Origin of the sequence: Aliiglaciecola sp. (assembly GCF_039982535.1) — a bacterium.
Taxonomy (GTDB): domain Bacteria; phylum Pseudomonadota; class Gammaproteobacteria; order Enterobacterales; family Alteromonadaceae; genus Aliiglaciecola.
Window position 1 is genome coordinate 15,090 of record NZ_JBDWYG010000039.1, and the last position, 17,150, is coordinate 32,239.

Genomic DNA, 17,150 nt, shown 5'->3' on the forward strand with positions numbered 1-17,150 from the left:
TTAAGAAGATTACGACAAATAGTGTTTTAACGTACTACAAGTACCGACATCCCATAAACTGTTCAACCAATTAGAAAAGTGTTGAACAAAGATATCTTGATCACCAAGTGTCCCAAATATATCGTGCATTTGCAAAAATATAGATGGATTATCTTTTGCTAATATTGCCTGATTTATCAATCTATTAGCTTGTTCGTCCTGAATTGTTATCGCACCTTCAGGATCCGCTGCTTTTGCACATAGACGGCACCACAGAGCGATAACTAAAGCTAACCCTTTACAATCATTCCCTTGGTCTAAGTTGGCTTGTACTATGGGTAATATAAATTTAGGTAAGCGATTAGATGCATCTTGGCATAATCTTGGAACGGTATCTCGTACTTCAGGATTTGAGAAACGCGATTCAATTAGCGAAAAATATTGGTCAAAGTCCACCCCAGGTACGGCATTTAAAGTGGGAATAATTTCTTCGCTAACCAATTTTTTAAGATAATGGCTAATCAAAGGATTTGCCATGACTTCATGAACGAAAGCTATATTCAAAAGGGCTGCAGGGTAAGCTATTGCTGCGTGACCACCATTGAGAATACGTAATTTCATTAACTCAAAGGGTTCTACATCTTCAACGAACTCGACACCTACTTTTTCCAGCGGTGGACGACCGTTTACAAAATCATCTTCCATCACCCACTGTCGAAACGGTTCGCAAAATACTGGCGCATTATCATTGATACCGAACAAACTCGTTAGTTTTTCGCGCTCAAGATCAGATGTAGCAGGCGTAATACAATCTACCATTGAATTAGGAAAGCTGACTTTGTCTGCAATCCAATCGGCCAATTGTGGGTCAATCTGCCGAGCCATTTGTGCAACCACTCTTTTACTTACCAATCCATTGTGGGGAATGTTGTCACAAGACATTACTGTAAAGGGAGCTATTTGATTATCACGACGATACTGTAGCGCCTTAATGATGATGCCAAAAACCGTTTTTGGATGACTAAAGTTAGTTATATCTTGCTGAATTTCCGGGTGACTAATGTTAAATCCACCGGTTTTGTCGTCCATGAAATAACCACCCTCAGTAATGGTTAACGACACTATACGTATTTCACTGCCACATAAGGCTTCAATTAAACTTACTTCATCATTTTCAATAAAGTCGATCATCGACCCACAAATTTGCGCGGTTAGTCCTTCACTATCTAATTCAACAACACTTGTTAACCAATCTTGAGGCTTAAGTTTATCGCGCATAACCGCATCAAAAGATTTCGTACCAGCCCCCCGAATAGCCCAATCTAGTGCTTCACCCGTATTAAACAATTGATGTAAATACATAGCTTGATGAGCACGGTGAAAATTACCAACACCAATATGCACAATCCCTGCAGACAACGAATCCCTATCATAATTAGGTTTACCAATATTATTTGGTAATGCTTCAAGTGATTGATAGCTCAATTGAATTGCCATAAGAATTTATCCGTTAAAATGCGAGTTTAGCAGCCACTAGAGCTCCTAAACTCGCTAACTATTATTGGGCAGCAACAACATTTTCGCCCCAAGATAATGATGCTAAGGTCACACCATCTTTATCGAAATGCATGATTTTGTTTTGTGGAGCAGTTAGATTCACATGATCACCGTATTCCAATGGGCATTCGCCATCATCTTTGATTGTCAAAGTACCTACCCCATCAACGTGAACATGCAAAAATGTTTCTGAACCTAGGTGCTCTATCACACCGACTGTACCAGCCCATAAGCCTTGCTCCTGAGTCACCTTTATGTGCTCTGGGCGTACACCTATGCTTCGTGTTGGATCACCATCAACAGGTGCAACATCGATGAAGTTCATTTTTGGTGAGCCTATAAAACCAGCAACAAAACGGTTAACCGGATTTTTATATAACTCCATAGGTGTACCAACTTGTTCGATAACACCCGCATTGAATACGGCAATACGATCAGCCATGGTCATCGCCTCAACCTGATCATGGGTTACATAAATCATGGTTGTCGCTAAACTCTTGTGTAACTCAGAGATTTCAAGACGCATATTCACTCTTAATGACGCATCCAAATTAGATAGAGGTTCATCGAACAAAAACGCCGAAGGTTGACGAACAATAGCGCGGCCAATTGCCACACGTTGACGTTGACCACCAGAGAGTTGACCCGGTTTACGATCTAAATAATCGCCTAAGTTCAGGATCTTCGCCGCTGAAGTGATTTTTGCCTCAATTTCAGCTGGTGGAACTTTAGCCCGCTTTAATGGAAAAGCGATGTTGTTACGAACCGACATATGGGGATACAACGCATAAGATTGAAATACCATTGCTAATCCACGTTTGGCTGGTGGCGTTTTAGTTGCGTCATTTCCGTCTATTTCAATGTTGCCACTGGTCGTATCCTCTAAGCCTGCGATCATTCGTAATAATGTGGATTTACCACAACCAGAGGGACCCACAAAAACAATGAATTCACCATCTTTTATCTCTAAATCCAACGGCTTAATTACGTTTACATCGCCGAAGCTTTTAGTTACTTTTTTTAAGGTAATGCTGCCCATTATAAAATCTCCTATTTAACCGCGCCGAAACTTAATCCGCGCACTAATTGTTTCTGACTAAACCAACCCAATATGAGAATGGGTACTATGGCCATCGCTGATGCAGCTGATAACTTGGCGTAAAATAGTCCCTCTGGACTAGAGTAGCTTGCGATAAAAGCAGTTAAAGGTGCAGCATTGGCGGCTGTTAATATGAGCGTCCAAAAGGCCTCATTCCACGCTAAAATGACGTTAAGTAGTAATGTTGATGCGATACCAGGTAGTGCGATAGGCAAAAGCACATGAAATATCTCTTCAAATATACCCGCTCCGTCCATTCGAGATGCTTCTAGGATTTCATTGGGAATTTCTTTGAAATAGGTGTAAAGCATCCACACCATGATGGGTAAATTAATTAAGGTCATCACAATCACTAACCCTAATTTGGTATCTAGTAATGAAAAGTCCCGGAATAACAAATAAATAGGAATTAACACGCCCACCGGGGGTAACATTTTGGTAGATAACATCCACATCAATAGGTTTTTAGTGCGTTTGTTTTGCACAAAGGCCATTGACCAGGCTGCTGGGATTGCAATTAACAGTCCTAACAAACTAGAACCAACAGAAATAACAACAGAGTTCCAGAAATGGTCAAAATAAGGAGAACGATTTAAAACATCAGAATAGTTAACCAGCGTCCAATCGAACATAAACAAGCTTGGACTGGCTGAAATCGCCTCAGCTTCTGTTTTAAAACTAGTGATTAAGGTCCACAAAATCGGAAAAAATATCATTCCACTTATGGTCCACGCTAAAAGGGTATAAATTATCTTTGATTTATTACTGTTATTAATAGCCATCACTTAGTCCTCCAAGTTCTTGCCGATTAGACGCATAAGGAAGATCGCGACTATATTGGCGATAATTACCGCAACAATACCTCCGGCAGAGCCTCCTCCAACATCAAATTGAAGTAATGATTGGGTGTAAATCAAATAGGTAATATTGGTTGACGCATATCCAGGTCCACCACTGGTGGTAACCAGTATTTCTGCAAATATTGATAATAAAAATATGGTTTCAATCAAAATAACAGCGGTAATTGCCCGTGATAAATGGGGTAAAACGATGTAATAAAATTTACTAAAAGGTCCCGCTCCATCTAAATCAGCGGCTTCTAATTGCTCACGATCTAAAGATTGAATAGCGGTTAATAAAATTAGTGCTGCGAAGGGTAACCATTGCCAAGAGACGATAATAATAATTGAAAGCAATGGAATTTGAGCAAAGAAATCAACAGGAGCAAAACCTAACCAATTTGCTAAGTGAGCAAATAATCCGTTCACAGGGTTCATGAACATGTTTTTCCACACCAAAGCGGAAACTGTAGGCATAACAAAAAACGGTGCTAACACCATTATACGGACATAGTTGCGACCCCAAATAGCTTGATCAAGCAATATTGCTAAGCCTATGCCGCCACAAATGGTAATTAATAACACTCCACCAACGAGCCAAAGAGTATTAAAAAATGATTCGATAAATGCCGGATCAGTGAGGAAAAATTCGTAATTGAGAAAACCAATGAATTCATTATTTCCGGGAATAAGAAGATTGTAATCTAAAAAAGAGAAATACAATGTCATGCACAGGGGCACTATCATCCAAGCCAACAACAAAATGACTGATGGAAATAGCATTATTCTAGCCAAAGTACGAGATTGTGTTGTTGCCATAACCTAGACCTCTTACAAGCAAAAAATATGGGTAAGTGATTAACACTTACCCGCGAAACTAAACAGACTTACTTTGGATAACGCGCTTTGCGCATAGCACGTTCAACTAAGCGTTGTGAACTTGCTAAGGCTTGTTTTACTGTCATTTGACCAGTAAGCGCTGCTGTAAATTGTTGACCTACTGCCGTTCCTATTCCTTGAAATTCAGGAATAGCCACAAACTGCACACCAACATAAGGAACCGGGTCTACCGTTGGATTAACCGGATCTGCAGATTGAATGGAATCCAAAGTAATTTGTGCAAAAGGGGCTTCCTGCATGTATTGAGGATTGTTGTATAAAGATGCACGAGTACCAGGAGGCACTTTCGCCCAACCTTTTTTATCTGCAACTAACGCTGAATACTGTTTAGATGTTGCCCAACTAATGAACTTCATTGCCGCATCAGATTTTTTACTACTAGAAGGGATAGCTAACGTCCAAGCCCATAACCAATTACCACGTTTGCCTAAGCCCATATCAGGTGCTAGAGCGAAACCAACTTTATCGGCAACTTCAGAATCCGTTTCGTTAGTAACAAAGGCACCGGCTACTGTCGCATCAATCCAAATTCCACATTTTCCTGTTTGGAATAATGCTAAATTCTCATTAAAACCATTGGCAGAGGATCCTGGAGGACCAGACTCTTTCATCACATCCACATAATATTGCAAGGTGTCATGCCAAGCTTGGGTGTTAAATTGTGGTTTCCAGTTTTCATCAAACCAGCGAGCACCAAATGAGTTCGACATAGCAGTGATTAATGCAATGTTTTCGCCCCAACCGGCTTTACCACGCAGACAAATGCCATATACGCCTGCTTCTTTATCCGTCATTGCTTTAGCCGCTTTGCGAATAAATTCCCAGGTTGGCTTTTTAGGCATTTCAAGACCCGCTTTTTCAATCAGATCAGTTCGATACATCACCATTGAACTTTCACCATAAAAAGGCGCTGCGAATAATTTATCGTCTACCGATAAACCACTGCGGATAGCAGGTAGAAGATCTTCAACATCGTAGTCTTCACCAAGATTATCTAGCTCTTTAAGCCAACCTTGATTTCCCCAAATCGGTACTTCATATGTACCTATGGTCATAACATCATATTGACCACCACTGGTAGCAACATCCGTAGTCACGCGCTGGCGTAGAATATTTTCTTCCAATGTGACCCATTTCAAATTAATACCAGGATTTTTACTTTCGAAATCACTACTCAATTCTTTCATGGTGATCATGTCACCATTGTTGACTGTAGCGATGGTGATTGTTTCTGCACTGACCACTGTGCTGAGTGTCATACAAACAGAAGCTAATATAGATAATTTTTTTAACATCGGGTGTACCCCTTTATTTGCTTTTAATAGCCTCGTTTAAATTAACTAAACGAGGCTTTTTAAATTGGATTAATCGTTTAGAACTTAATTGAAATCTCTGATGTGAAACCGTCAAAACCAGTACCAATTTGACCGCCTGAATTTGCGCCTTCATCTTGATCAACGTATTCAACTTTCAATAACGTTTTATCATTGAACCAATATCCAGCTGCTACTTGGATCCGCTCAACTGTATTGTCTGTTTGTTCTATCAGATCAGATGTATTTTCAGCTTCTGCATAACGTGCAGCTACATAGAATTTGTTAGGAATAAAATAATGCTGCGCTTCGAAAGTGTAGTACTTAACTGAAGATTCACCTCTAATTACGCTATTTGAATCAAAGGTTGTGCCATTGGGATCAGCAACACCATCAACACCAAAATAGGTAATACCTGCTACTGCGTTACCTGCTGCATCTGCAAATGTATAGTCGTCAGTGGCTTTACCAATCATGAAAATCAAGCTGGTTTCAGGTGAAGGTTGATAGGCTAAATTTAACTGCATGATAGCCTGATCAAGGCCTGGCATTACGCCAACATGGGTGTCACGTTCGCTTGAAGGAGAAGCCGAGAAGTTGTAGTTCTCACCGTCACCAAAACGATAGTTAGTTGTGGTTAAACCATCAAGACTAGCTACACCATTATTGAAACGTAACTGATCGCCCTGATTAGCCTGTAAAAAGTTCAATCCAGCTTTAAAACCACCAGCAAATTCTAAGGTACCTTGTAAGCGGTAGTTAAAACCTCTGTCTTCTTGAAACGCTTCGCCAAAACTCGATGTCGTAATATGACCGGTAACGTTATAAGCGCGGATCATGCCGCTATCTAATGTTTTGCTATAACTTAATTGCGCACCATTTTCTGCAGTCGCGTAGTCGGTTATACCGTTACCAATAAGAGCATTTCCTTGGTTATCAGCACCATCTTGGAAACCTTTAAATTGGAAAGGAGAGCCACCAATGTTACCTACACGTAGGGTAAGATTAGAATCGTCACTGGCCATGCCGGAAAGTCCTAAAAGTTCGAACTCAATTCCTGCGTAATCTTGGTGAAAGGAAAAGTCTCTATCGCCGTTATTACCGAAATCATTAGGTTCTTCAGCAATATCTACATCGGCAGTAATATATTCATTGAGATGAAATTTGAACATTAAGTTAACTCTAATTCGACCAAACCCTGAAGATTGTTCTTCATCCACTGGTCGAAACGCGCCTTCTTTAGCTTGAATGGCTTGATAGTTTTGCATTGCTAAGAAATTTACTTCTGCTAAGCCGTCGAGAAATTCCGCCGCATTTACTTGAGCAGGGATAGAAGCAGTCATTATTGCAGTGGCAAGTAAACTCATCTTGCCGAATGTTAATGTTCGTAATTTGGATTCGAAAAAGCGCTCAGTTCCATTGATATTTGAATCGGACGAATTAATTTCCTTTGCGTTGGCTAACAAAACTGATGTTTTATGAATTTTTTTAAACATTGTGGACTCTCTAATTTAGTTACTGATTGGTTTTTAATCATTAAAATTTTTGAATGTTTTTGTTACCAAATCACATTCGTTCTTCGCCAAAACCGATGGGCAATAAAAAATATAAATGAGCCAATGAATACATCTGGTCATATGCTCACTGTTTGAGCATATTCTTAAATAAGAGTAATTTAGTCAACCTTTAATTAACAATTAATTTTCATTAGTTAATGAAACTGACAGCTAAACTCAACTTAAGATTTATTTAAGTCATTGTTATAAAATAGAATATTAAAATAACATCGTTATGTAGATGTTAATTTAATAATTATCTATTTGTTAAAAGAGTTTAGTTAATAAAGTAAAAAACGAGAGATTTTTTCAAACATTTAAAAAAAGTTGATGGGAAAATATTGACACAAAGGTTAATAAATTAACCTTTATAAATGGATGATTTAGCTCCGCGAGTTGATTTGGAATTTTCATGGCCTGAAGGCCAGGCTACAGGTTTAGTTATATATGTGTTCCTTGTAGGTGAGTGCTTTAGCCCCGCGAATTGGGTTTGATATTTTCATGGCCTGAAGGCCAGGCTACAAGGTTTTATTATATTAGTGTTCCCTGTAGGCGGGTGATTCAGCCCCGCGAGTGGGTTTTATTATATTAGTGTTCCCTGTAGGCGGGTGCTTTAGCCCCGCGAATTGGGTTTGATATATCCATGGCCTGATTACAATTTTTTGATGGATACGCTGCCACCACTGGTATGTAATTCTAAGGTGGGACCACCGCCATTTATTTCGCCGCGGATAGATTGCTTTTTAACCCTACCATCCACATCGAAATCCGAACGCACTCGTCCGCCACTAGTAGAAGCATCAATATCAATAGCTACAGTATCGAGTAAGTATGCAGTAATAGAACCACCAGAGGTTGATAACTCCGCATCTTTATTGGGTTGCTTAGTCATAGTCACACGAATACTTCCGCCGGAGGTATGAGCATCTATTTCACCATTAATTTCTTTGGTTTTGATAGATCCACCCGAGGTTTTTAATACAACATCACCGCTAATATTACCTACATTAATATGGCCACCTGATGTGTGGGCATCGATATCTCCAATGAGATCATCTATTTCGATAGAGCCACCAGAGGTGTGCAACTCCAAATCAAAGTTTTTAGGCAGTGTAATCCGATATTCAGCACGAATATCCCTGTTCCAGCCCCACTTTTTATGGTTTTCCATTTTTCCCAAAACGTGAACATTATTATCTTGTTCTTTAAAGGTCACTTCCAAATCATCGCCATCATCACCTTTAATATCTACCTCCAAAAGCACAGTGTCTTTATTATGGCTATCAATAACTAAACGCCCCACATCAGTACGAAGGAATAGTTTGCCACCACTTTCCACATCAATACTTTCATTGATGGTTCTAGCAGACAGATTGAAACTCATTAGCAGTAATAACGTCGATAAAAGCGTCAGTATTTTAGAATTATTGGTAAACATAGTGCTCTCTTATATTGGTTTGCTTAGTTAGTGAGTCGCAATCTATGATTAAAAGGTTTAAATAATAGAATAAATATAGTTATAACCTTTATATTTCCATGGACCAAAGGCCAGGCTACATGGTTTTGTTATATTAGTGCCCTGTAGGCGGGTGCTTTAGCCCCGCGAGTTAGGTTTGATAGGTTCATGGCCTGAAGGCCATGCTACATGGTTTTGTTATATTAAGGCCCTGTAGGTGGGTGCTTTAGCCCCGCAAATAGTATTTATATTTCCATAGGCTGAAGCCCATGTTACAAAAAATCATTAATAATGATGGTAGATCCCCCTTAATTCCATGGGATTAAACCCTAGGTTTTAATTAAAAATTGCGATCAAACTACTAATATTTCCAATTTTTCGATCTGATCTAAATTAAAAACGATCTTTTTTTGAGGGTAAATCCCCCCTTTTAGGCTGTGTATAACTTTATGTATAAACCTTGTATATCCTGAGGTTATCAACTGGACAGAAAAATAGAAGATCGCGCTTGTGGATAAGATCGCTATTTATCCACATATTATACGCAATTGATCAACTCTTGATCACAGCATACGATCGTAAATAAATAACTGATTTAATTAATAAAAAACCCCTTACTAACAGATCAAGGCTTGCTTAATAATAATAAAAATAATCTAAATAGATAAATAGATCATAAAGATTAGTGACTAAGAGATCGGTTTAGATCTAACAAATTATTTAATTCACAAACCGCAATATTTCTAACCTTGCAGGAATTTTAGGCATTTCCATTTGGATCAAATAAGTATAAAATACGCGCCCTTTTTTAATCGACGATCGATCCATTGATCATCAACGTTTAAAGTTCATACGCGAGTAAGCGAAATTCGAGGCATTTATGTTTTACCAACAAGAATTTGATGTGATTGTAGTCGGCGGAGGCCACGCAGGTACTGAAGCTGCCCTTGCTGCTGCGCGTATGGGAGTCAGAACGTTATTGCTTACCCACAATATCGAAACGCTGGGTCAAATGTCCTGTAATCCAGCCATAGGCGGGATCGGAAAAGGTCATTTGGTGAAAGAGATCGATGCACTTGGTGGTGCAATGGCCTTAGCTACAGACAAGGCTGGAATTCAATTTCGTACTCTAAATTCAAGCAAAGGACCTGCGGTTAGAGCAACTCGTGCCCAAGCCGATCGATCCCTATATCGTTTAGCAATACGATCTACCCTAGAACATCAAGAAAACCTCACTATTTTTCAACAATCTTGTGATGATCTGATCGTTGAAAATGATCGTGTAACCGGCGTTGTCACCCAAATGGGCTTAAAATTTAAAGCCAAAACAGTGGTGTTAACCGTGGGCACATTTTTGGGTGGAACCATCCATATTGGAATGGAAAATTACAAAGGTGGAAGAGCTGGCGATCCCCCTTCGATCGCTTTAGCGGATCGGTTACGAGCTTTACCTTTTAGAGTCGATCGCCTTAAAACCGGTACTCCTGCTCGTTTAGATTCTCGCACCCTAAACTATGATGCAATGCAAGAACAGCCTGGTGATACGCCACTACCCGTGGTTTCTTTTATGGGAAAAGTAGAAGATCATCCACGCCAAATTTCTTGTTACATCACCCATACAAATGAAAAAACCCACGATATTATTCGTGGCGGTTTAGATCGTTCTCCCATGTATACCGGTGTGATCGAAGGTATTGGGCCAAGATATTGCCCTTCTATTGAAGATAAAATTAATCGCTTTGCAGATAAAAATTCCCATCAAATATTTGTTGAGCCAGAAGGGCTAAATAGCATTGAGATCTACCCTAACGGGATCTCCACCAGCCTGCCATTTGATGTGCAGTTTGATCTGGTGAGATCAATTAAAGGGTTTGAAAACGCGCATATTATTCGTCCTGGTTATGCTATCGAGTACGACTTTTTTGATCCCCGCGATTTAAAACAATCTTTAGAAACCAAATTTATCCAAGGTCTATTCTTTGCTGGACAAATTAACGGTACTACCGGTTATGAAGAAGCTGGCGCACAAGGTTTGCTTGCTGGCGCCAATGCTGCATTGCAAGTACAAGAAAAAGACTCGCTTATTTTGCGCCGCGATGAAGCTTATGCCGGTGTGTTAATTGACGATCTTGCCACCATGGGAACCAAAGAACCTTACAGAATGTTCACCAGTCGTGCTGAATATCGTTTATTATTAAGAGAAGACAATGCCGATGTTCGTTTGACTGCTAAAGGACGTGAAGTTGGCTTAGTAGATGATGTTCGTTGGGCGGCCTTTAATCAAAAAATGGAAGCCATTGAACAAGAGAAACAACGTCTCAAGAGTACTTGGATCCACCCCAATCATGCTGCCACTGAAACCTTGAACCCATTGTTGAAAAATCCAGTGAGTCGAGAGCATTCCTTGGAAGATTTGATCCGTCGACCAGAAATGACCTATCAAAAATTGATGAAGATTGAAGGTTTAGGGCCCGCTTTGGAAAATCCACAGGCGGCCGAACAGGTTGAAATTCAAATTAAATATGCCGGTTACATCGAACGCCAAAAAGATGAAATCGCCAAAAGTTTACGCCATGAAAACACCTTGTTACCCATGGATTTCGATTACAGTACTATTTCTGGCCTATCCAACGAGGTTGTTGCTAAGTTAACGGAGACACGACCTGAAACTATTGGAAAAGCGACCCGTATATCCGGAATTACCCCGGCGGCAATTTCACTATTATTAGTCCATTTGAAAAAACAAGGCTTGTTGCGCAAAGACAATAACAGCAACCTGCAAAGCGCCTAATGAACGAACTTAAAAGCAGTTTATTGTTAGCCTTTGACCGTGCCGTACAACCTTTATCAATAGAGGTTAGTGAACAACAACGGCAAAGTTTGGTGGATTTTGTGCTTCTGATGAACAAGTGGAATAAAGCTTATAATTTGACATCAGTGCGGGATCCACAACAAATGTTAATCAAACATATTGTTGATTCCATAGTTGTAGCGCCGCACTTAGACCGAAATCATTATATTGATGTGGGAACAGGACCAGGCTTACCCGGTATCCCTTTATCGATAATGCATCCTGATAAACATTTTGTTTTATTAGATAGTTTAGGTAAACGAGTTCGCTTTATGAAACAAGCGGCGTTCGAGTTAGATTTAAAAAATATAGAACCTGTTCAATCCCGTGTAGAGCAGTATTCCAGTGATACTCCACTGGATGGGGTATTGAGTCGAGCATTTGCATCGATAAAAGATATGTTGCACTGGTGCCAACATCTGGTAGATTCACAAGGTGAATTTCTTGCGTTGAAAGGTCAATATCCAGAACAAGAAATAGCGCTTCTACCTGAGGGATTTGAAGTGTTAGAATCTATTAAGTTAGATATTCCAGTACTTGAAGGCGAACGTCATCTGATAAAAATCAGAAAAGTTAGTTAGTGCCTACTACTTTAATCAATACCTAAATTCAAAGAAAAACGGACGGGAAAGTTGGCTAAGGTCATTGCAATAGCAAATCAAAAAGGTGGCGTTGGAAAAACGACTACAGCAGTAAATGTTGCAGCGTCAATGGCGGCTACTAAGCGAAAAGTGCTATTGATCGATTTAGATCCCCAAGGCAATGCAACTATGGGAAGTGGTATCGACAAATACGAAGTTGATTCCACTTGTTATGAACTCCTGATTGAAGATAAACCCGCATCTGAAGTGATCATCACCGAAACGTCTGGCAAATACGATTTGATTGCCGGAAATAGTGACGTAACGGCTGCAGAAATCAAATTGATGGAAGTGTTCGCCAGAGAGCTACGTCTGCGCAATGCATTAGCACCTGTGCGTGATTACTACGATTATATTTTTATTGATTGCCCACCTTCGTTAAGTCAGTTAACCGTAAATGCCATGGCAGCTGCCGATTCGGTGCTGGTTCCCATGCAATGTGAATATTACGCATTGGAAGGGTTAACCGCGTTAATGGATACGATTAAAAAGTTAGCATCGGTGGTAAATCCTGATTTAAAAATTGAGGGTGTGCTACGAACTATGTATGATCCTCGAAATCGCTTGGCCAATGATGTGTCAGAACAACTTAAACGACATTTTGGTGAACAAGTTTACCGCACCGTTATTCCCCGCAATGTGAGATTGGCAGAAGCACCAAGTTTTGGCGCACCAGCCATGTATTACGATAAATCTTCTACGGGAGCGAAAGCCTATTTGGCATTGGCCGGTGAAATACTGCGCCGTCGTAATAAGATCTTAAAAGAAGCTAGTTAAGAAAAAGGTTAATAGTTGACATGTCGACGAAAAAAAGAGGATTAGGCAGAGGATTGGACGCATTGTTGGCTACCAGCAGTGCAAAGCAAGAGTCGGAAGTTTCTGAGCGCAGCAGTGAATTGCAAAAACTACCCATTGAGTTTTTACAAGCTGGAAAATACCAACCTCGTAAAGATATGTCTCCTGAAGCATTAGATGATTTGGCCTCATCAATTCATTCCCAAGGTATTATCCAACCCATAGTGGTTCGCAAAATCAGCGAAGATAAATACGAAATTATTGCTGGGGAACGCCGTTGGCGAGCATCCCAATTAGCTAAGCTTGATGTGGTTCCTTGTATTATTAAGAATGTGCCAGATGAAGCGGCGGTAGCCATTGCATTGATTGAAAATATTCAGCGTGAAGATTTAAATGCCATGGAAGAAGCCCAGGCACTTGATCGGTTAATGACTGAGTTCGAACTTACCCACCAAGAAGTTGCTGAAGCGGTTGGCAAGTCGAGAACCACAGTAACTAACTTATTACGTCTGAATAATTTGAATGAAGATGTAAAATTATTATTAGAGCACGGTGATATTGAAATGGGTCACGCCCGTGCATTGTTAGCTTTACAAGGCGATATGCAAACCGAAGCGGCACAAACAGTGTCGGGCAAAGGTTTAACCGTTCGCGATACCGAAAGTTTAGTGCGTAAATTCCTAGAGCCGCCAAAAGAAAAGGTTGAGCAAAAAGTCGATCCCGATGTTCAGCGTTTACAAAACCAATTATCAGATAATTTAGGTGCGCCCGTAAGCATTGCCCACAATGCCAAAGGAAAAGGCAAGGTCACCATCAATTTTTCAAGTTTAGATGAATTAGATGGGATTTTAAGTCACATCAAATAAATCTATCAATCCGTAGGCGGGTTAGGTTCGATATTTCCATGGCCTAAAGGCCAAGCTACAGGTTTGGTCATCTTGATGTTTTATTGTAGGCGGGCGCTTCAGCCCCGCGAATTGGATTGAATATTTCCATGGCCTGAAGGCCAGGCTACGGGTTTGGTTATCTTAATGTTTTCCTGTAGGCGGGTGCTTTAGCTCCGCGAGTTAGGTTTTGGTATTTCCATGGCCTGAAGGCCAAGCTACAGGCTTTGTCATATTGATTTTTTATTGTAGGTGGGTGCTTCAGCCCCGCGAGTTAGGTTTTGGTATTTCCATGGCCTAAAGGCCAGGCTACAGGTTTGGTTATATTGATGCTTTCTGTAGGCGGGTGCTTAAGCCCCGCGAATGGGTTTGCTATTTAAAATTTAATTTTTATTTGGCGATAAAATCACCCAAAATTTAGGCTACATAACTAAAACAGTACAAAGTCCTTAAATTCTCCTACCAAAGTGTTATTTAAAACCTCAAAAAGGAGGTTAATATCGGAGCGTTGGTGGTTAATTTTGTAGCTAACTATGAATTAATACAAATTACACAACAAAACGCGCTTAATGGTTGAATATTTGCGATAAAACAGTATAATTTTGGCGCTTTTTGTTGAGGTTTGAACGCGCAGAGGACTAAATTGGCTACTAGCTTAACTACCGAAGGTCGACAGTTGGCTAGAAAAGTACTTTTTATTCAAAGTATTATCGCCATTTTAAGTGCCATATTTTTTGCGATTTTCAAGGGCCAAAATAGCGGAATTTCAGCTTTTTATGGTGGTATTACCTGTTTAATTCCGGCTTTTGTTTTTGCTTTTTATGCGTTTAGATATGCCGGTGCCACACAAAATGAGATGGTAGTACGGAGTTTTAGCAAAGGCAGTAAAATTAAATTCTTTTTGACCATCATTTTATTCTCTTTAGCATTCAAATGGTCAGAAGTAGAGTTTTTGCCGTTATTAGTCACTTATCTGATAACGATGATGGCCCAGTGGCCAATAATCAGTTTTTTACATCGCGTTAAGAGTACCGCTTAAAGGTAACTAACGAGATGGAATACCAGTATCTTTAACTTTTACAATTTGGATGGGAAAATGGCAGGATCGGGTGGCGAACAAACCATTAGCGGTTATATTCAGCACCATTTGACCAATGCTACGGTCGGCGAAGGGTTTATGACTCTTCACGTCGATACGCTGGCATGGTCTGTGGTTCTTGGATTGGTGTTTATTTTAAGTTTTCGAGCGGCAGCAAAGAAAGCAACGGTTGGTGTACCTGGCAAATGGCAGGCATTAGTCGAGATCATTGTTGAATTTGTTGCTAATACAGTCAAAAGTACTTATCACGGTAAAAGTCCTCTAATAGCGCCATTGGCACTCACAATATTTGTGTGGGTATTGCTAATGAACCTTATGGATTTAATCCCCGTTGATTTCTTACCTACACTGGCTGCTTTAATTGCCGGCGAGTCTATGGACGTTATCGCTGCAGGCCAATCACATACATACATGAAAGTGGTACCTACCACAGACGTAAACATGACTTTCGCATTATCGATTGGCGTGTTTGTTTTGATGATATTTTATTCCATCAAAATCAAAGGATTCGGCGGCTTTATGAAGGAGCTGTATGCTCATCCGTTTAACACGCCGTGGTTGTACTGGTTCAACTTTATACTTGAATTAGTATCGTTACTGGCCAAACCCTTGTCTTTATCATTGCGTTTGTTCGGTAACCTCTACGCAGGTGAGCTGATATTTATTCTGATTGCAGGAACTATGGGGTTATGGCAGTTGCCGTTACACTTCATTTGGGCTGCATTCCACTTGTTGGTCATTCCGTTGCAAGCGTTCATATTCATGATGTTAACCATCGTGTATCTGAGTCTGGCAAGTGAAGAACACTAATTTCTAACATTACTATTTTTATTAAACTTTAACTTAAAACACAAAGGTGAAAATCTATGGAAATCTTGGGTAATCTATATATCGCAGTTGGTATTTTGATTGGTCTATGTGCACTAGGGCCAGCTATTGGCTTCGGTATCTTGGGTGGTAAATTTCTAGAGTCTGCTGCTCGTCAACCAGAACTAGCGCCTACTCTTCAAGTAAAAATGTTCATCGTAGCGGGTCTTATTGATGCTATCGCGATGATTGGTGTAGCTATTGCACTATTCTTGTTGTTTGTTGAAAGCGCGAAGTTTGCTGTATAAGCACAACAATTGTAATCAACGAACTTAGGAGGAGCGGACTTGAATATCAATTTCACTCTAGTTGGCGAATTAATAGCATTTATATTCTTCGTGTGGTTCTGCATGAAGTATGTATGGCCCCCTATTATGGGCGCTATCGAAGACCGCCAACAAAAAATTGCTGATGGCTTAGCTGCATCAGAACGAGGTGAAAAAGACCTTGAACTGGCGCAACAAAAAGCTACTGAGCAACTTAAAGAAGCGAAAATACAAGCAGCTGAAATTATCGAACAAGCCAAAAAGCGTGCAACTCAAATAGTTGACGAAGAAACGCAAAAAGGCCATACCGAGCGTGAAAAAATTATCGCGCAAGGTCAAACCGAAATTGAAGCAGAGCGCAACCGTGTAAAAGAAGATCTTCGTAAGCAAGTAGCAGTATTAGCTGTTGCCGGCGCAGAGAAAATCTTGGCGAGAGAAATCGACGCCGCTGCACAAAGTGACATAGTTGAAAAACTTGTCGCTGAGCTATAAGGGGCACATGAGCTATGTCTGAATTGACAACTGTTGCTCGCCCTTATGCTAAAGCAGCTTTCGACTATGCGGTTGAGAAGCAAGCTGTACCACACTGGCAAGAAATGCTGGAGTTTGCAGGTGAAGTAGCGGACAACGAAGAGATGACTAACATCTTATCGAGCGCTATGGCTGCCGAAAAACTAGCGGAATTGTTTAACAGCGTGTGCGGTGAACAACTCAACGAAGCGGGTCAAAACCTTATTGGTGTTTTGGCTGAGAATGGACGCTTGAAAGCGCTGCCTGATATTGCATTGTTGTTTAATCAATACAAAGCTGAATTCGACAAAGAAATTGATGTAGAGGTTACCTCTGCTGTTGAATTGAGTGATAAACAACTGTCTGAAATCAGCGCGTCTCTTGAGACACGTCTTGCACGAAAAGTTAAGCTGAATTGTAACGTCGATACTGCCATTGTAGCCGGAGTCATTATTAAAGCCGGTGACACAGTAATTGATGGTTCGGTTAGATCAAAACTACACCGTCTATCAGACGTTTTACAATCATAGCGGGGAAA

The 17,150-nt window shown here is 40.3% G+C and carries 16 protein-coding genes; 9 read left to right on the top strand and 7 right to left on the bottom strand.

All coding sequences use genetic code 11. From position 1 onward, the window contains the following. Positions 1-9 precede the first annotated feature (9 nt). The 7 genes from ABJV04_RS11655 to ABJV04_RS11685 all read right to left on the bottom strand — a co-directional run bounded on the left by ABJV04_RS11655 (position 10) and on the right by ABJV04_RS11685 (position 8,681). Positions 10-1,476, bottom strand: a complete 1,467-nt coding sequence (locus ABJV04_RS11655; protein WP_348491688.1) for a mannitol dehydrogenase family protein — start codon at positions 1,474-1,476, stop codon at positions 10-12. A 61-nt stretch (positions 1,477-1,537) separates the two neighbouring features. Beyond that, positions 1,538-2,575 (bottom strand): ABC transporter ATP-binding protein, encoded by a 1,038-nt coding sequence (locus tag ABJV04_RS11660; protein WP_348491689.1) that lies wholly within the window; start codon positions 2,573-2,575, stop codon positions 1,538-1,540. 11 nt (positions 2,576-2,586) lie between these two features. Continuing rightward, positions 2,587-3,417, bottom strand: coding sequence for a carbohydrate ABC transporter permease (locus ABJV04_RS11665; protein ID WP_348491690.1), 831 nt, complete (start codon positions 3,415-3,417; stop codon positions 2,587-2,589). Positions 3,418-3,420: 3 nt separating this feature from the next. Next, a complete protein-coding gene (locus ABJV04_RS11670; RefSeq protein WP_348491691.1) occupies positions 3,421-4,293 on the bottom strand; it encodes a sugar ABC transporter permease in 873 nt (290 codons plus the stop codon). 68 nt (positions 4,294-4,361) lie between these two features. After that, entirely contained in the window at positions 4,362-5,669 is a 1,308-nt protein-coding gene (locus ABJV04_RS11675; protein ID WP_348491692.1) for a sugar ABC transporter substrate-binding protein, read from the bottom strand. Between the two features lie 77 nt (positions 5,670-5,746). Beyond that, positions 5,747-7,054 (bottom strand): hypothetical protein, encoded by a 1,308-nt coding sequence (locus tag ABJV04_RS11680; RefSeq protein WP_348491988.1) that lies wholly within the window; start codon positions 7,052-7,054, stop codon positions 5,747-5,749. Between the two features lie 841 nt (positions 7,055-7,895). Then, complete coding sequence (locus tag ABJV04_RS11685) at positions 7,896-8,681, bottom strand: DUF4097 family beta strand repeat-containing protein (RefSeq protein WP_348491693.1); 786 nt, start codon at positions 8,679-8,681, stop codon at positions 7,896-7,898. Positions 8,682-9,579: 898 nt separating this feature from the next. Between ABJV04_RS11685 and mnmG the strand changes: the two genes are divergently transcribed. From mnmG to atpH, 9 genes are all read left to right on the top strand, one after another. Next, complete coding sequence (mnmG, locus tag ABJV04_RS11690) at positions 9,580-11,490, top strand: tRNA uridine-5-carboxymethylaminomethyl(34) synthesis enzyme MnmG (protein ID WP_348491694.1); 1,911 nt, start codon at positions 9,580-9,582, stop codon at positions 11,488-11,490. Next, positions 11,490-12,131, top strand: coding sequence for a 16S rRNA (guanine(527)-N(7))-methyltransferase RsmG (rsmG, locus tag ABJV04_RS11695; RefSeq protein ID WP_348491695.1), 642 nt, complete (start codon positions 11,490-11,492; stop codon positions 12,129-12,131). Before mnmG ends, rsmG begins: the two co-directional genes overlap by 1 nt. A 51-nt stretch (positions 12,132-12,182) precedes the next feature. Next, complete coding sequence (locus ABJV04_RS11700; protein WP_348491696.1) at positions 12,183-12,968, top strand: ParA family protein; 786 nt, start codon at positions 12,183-12,185, stop codon at positions 12,966-12,968. Between the two features lie 20 nt (positions 12,969-12,988). Then, complete coding sequence (locus tag ABJV04_RS11705) at positions 12,989-13,852, top strand: ParB/RepB/Spo0J family partition protein (protein WP_348491697.1); 864 nt, start codon at positions 12,989-12,991, stop codon at positions 13,850-13,852. A gap of 661 nt (positions 13,853-14,513) precedes the next feature. Further along, positions 14,514-14,909: an ATP synthase subunit I gene (locus tag ABJV04_RS11710; RefSeq protein WP_348491698.1), complete on the top strand. Its 396-nt coding sequence runs from the start codon at positions 14,514-14,516 to the stop codon at positions 14,907-14,909. A gap of 57 nt (positions 14,910-14,966) precedes the next feature. Next, on the top strand, positions 14,967-15,779 hold the full coding sequence (atpB, locus tag ABJV04_RS11715) for a F0F1 ATP synthase subunit A (protein WP_348491699.1): 813 nt from the start codon (positions 14,967-14,969) through the stop codon (positions 15,777-15,779). Between the two features lie 56 nt (positions 15,780-15,835). After that, positions 15,836-16,084, top strand: coding sequence for a F0F1 ATP synthase subunit C (atpE, locus tag ABJV04_RS11720; protein WP_008842484.1), 249 nt, complete (start codon positions 15,836-15,838; stop codon positions 16,082-16,084). Positions 16,085-16,123: 39 nt separating this feature from the next. Beyond that, positions 16,124-16,594, top strand: a complete 471-nt coding sequence (gene atpF, locus ABJV04_RS11725; RefSeq protein ID WP_348491700.1) for a F0F1 ATP synthase subunit B — start codon at positions 16,124-16,126, stop codon at positions 16,592-16,594. 14 nt (positions 16,595-16,608) lie between these two features. Continuing rightward, a complete protein-coding gene (atpH, locus tag ABJV04_RS11730) occupies positions 16,609-17,142 on the top strand; it encodes a F0F1 ATP synthase subunit delta (protein ID WP_348491701.1) in 534 nt (177 codons plus the stop codon). Positions 17,143-17,150: the final 8 nt, after the last annotated feature.